This window comes from Streptomyces sp. SID4985 (assembly GCF_009863025.1).
Lineage (GTDB): Bacteria > Actinomycetota > Actinomycetes > Streptomycetales > Streptomycetaceae > Streptomyces.
The window spans coordinates 1-1,334 of record NZ_WWIR01000563.1; the positions used below are offsets into that span (position 1 = coordinate 1).

The following is a 1,334-nucleotide window of genomic DNA, read 5'->3' on the forward strand; positions in this document are numbered from 1 at the left end:
TCCCCGCGAACCCGATCCGGATCACGGCACTCTGGTACGGCCCCTGGGCCGCGCCGGTGGCCTGGGCGACGCCGCGCGAGAGCAGCAGGGAGAGGCGGTTCACCGCGCACCTCCGGTGGCGTCGGCGGCGGTCACGGTCCACCAGGGCAGCGCCCGGTAGACGGGCTGGGTGGAGATCCGCTCACCGCTCCAGACGGGCGGCGCCACGTTGACGGTCTTCGAACGGACCTGGACGCGCTGGACGACACCCTGGCTCTCGATGTCCGCCTCCCGCGCCAGGCGCATCACCACGATGCGCCGCATGTACTCCTCGGAGAGCGTGCCGCGCGTGCCCACCGGCCGGCTGTCCGCGTTGTGTGTGGAGACGAGGAAGTCCCAGGCCCGGCGCAGCTCGTTCTGCTGGGTGTGGCTCGGCACCGGATTGTGGTCGATCGCGGCGCCGTCCTCGGCCGACAGGTCGACCCAGCCGGTGGTGCGCACGTCGCCGTCCTTCGTCGCCAGCTCCGCACGTACCTCCACGGCGATGTTCTGCTGCAGCGGATTCGGCGCGAACAGCTTCCAGTTCTGCTCGAACTCCGGATACACCCACGCCTCGACCGCCTTCCCGTGCCGCTTGCTCACGGTGTTCGCGGGCGCGAGGCTCAGGAACACCATGGCGAGGTGCACACAGACGACGACCGCGACGGCACCGAGCACCGCGGCGGCGGTGATGCGGTGGGCGGGGGAGAGGGCGGCCACGCCAGAGGGTGCGGTGGTGGGCGGGGAGGTGGGTGCGTACAGGCGGCCTGCGCTGTCGAGGTCGGGGACGGGGTCGGCGCCCTCGCCGCTCCCGCTGCCGGAAGCGGCATCCCCACCGCCCACGGCCCGCTGCTCGGCGCTCTCGGGACTGGCGCTCGCGGAACCGGCGGCCTCACCGGCCCCGGTCTCATCGGCCCCGGTCTCATCGGCCCCGCTCCGGCGGCCGTCCCCCTGACCATCCGCCCCCTGACCGTCCGCCCGCTCGGCGGCCGCCCCGTCGACCGCTCCGCCGTCCCGCTCCAGGGCTCCCGCGCGACGCGCCCCGGTCGGCCCGTCCGGCCCGCGTGGGGCTCCCGAGTCCTCGTCGTACGCGTCCATTCCGCCCCGTTCCCCGCTCAGCCGCTTCGTCGGAGCACCCGGCACGGACGCCCCATGGTCAACGGGCGCCCCTTCCCGGCGCCCGCACGGAACGGTACTCAGCCCCGCCCGCCCGGCGCAGCCCCGGGTACGGCCGCGCACCCGGCCCACGGCCCGCGACCGACCGCACCCACCCCGCCCTGAGACCTCCCCGACGCCTTCCCCCACCGCCCCCACCT

At 75.1% G+C, this 1,334-nt stretch carries 1 protein-coding gene; it reads right to left on the minus strand.

What is annotated here, in order from left to right:
- Positions 1-99: 99 nt before the first annotated feature.
- Positions 100-1,116 (minus strand): DUF5819 family protein, encoded by a 1,017-nt coding sequence (locus tag GTW40_RS24080; protein ID WP_161182265.1) that lies wholly within the window; start codon positions 1,114-1,116, stop codon positions 100-102.
- Between the last annotated feature and the right edge of the window lie 218 nt (positions 1,117-1,334).